At 57.2% G+C, this 530-nt stretch carries 1 pseudogene; it reads right to left on the reverse strand.

Going from position 1 to position 530, the window contains the following annotated elements:
• Positions 1–530 (reverse strand): annotated as a pseudogene (locus ACG2E4_RS18500) (sulfatase); the annotation flags it as partial.

The following is a 530-nucleotide window of genomic DNA, read 5'->3' on the forward strand; positions in this document are numbered from 1 at the left end:
GAGGTAATCTGTACCGTGTATGGCGGACTGAACTGTCCTCCTTCCCGCCTCCAGGTCCGGGCGCGATCCTCTGCGGCATTTACCACAAAAAACGGTGCCTGCGTATTCGGTTGCTCCCCACCGGGCCAGAAGCGTTCCCTGAGCTGCTCCTCCGGGATATCACCCATATCGCCAATTTCATCCATCCACTGATCCAGTGCACCCCGCATTCGTTGGAGTTCGGCCCGATATCCAGGGTGATCAGCCAGGTTGTGGACCTCATGGGGATCTTCGGTAATATCATAGAGCTCCTCCGGCGGGCGCGTTGGTTTCATCCAGAAGCTGGCTGCCCCCTCAAGTTTCTCTTCGGCATGCAGCCGAAGGATCTCCTGAAAAATGCCCATCCGGTGCCGGTATTCGTTCATGCCCCAATAGGGCTGGTTTGGGAAGTAGTTACGGATATATTTGAACCGGGTGTCCCGAACGGCCCGCATCATATCATGGACCTCGTCATGGCGGTCGGCGGCGGCATAGATATATTCCGGCGGGTG

Origin of the sequence: Halalkalibaculum sp. DA384 (assembly GCF_043951955.1) — a bacterium.
Lineage (GTDB): Bacteria > Bacteroidota > Rhodothermia > Balneolales > Balneolaceae > JAMQKA01.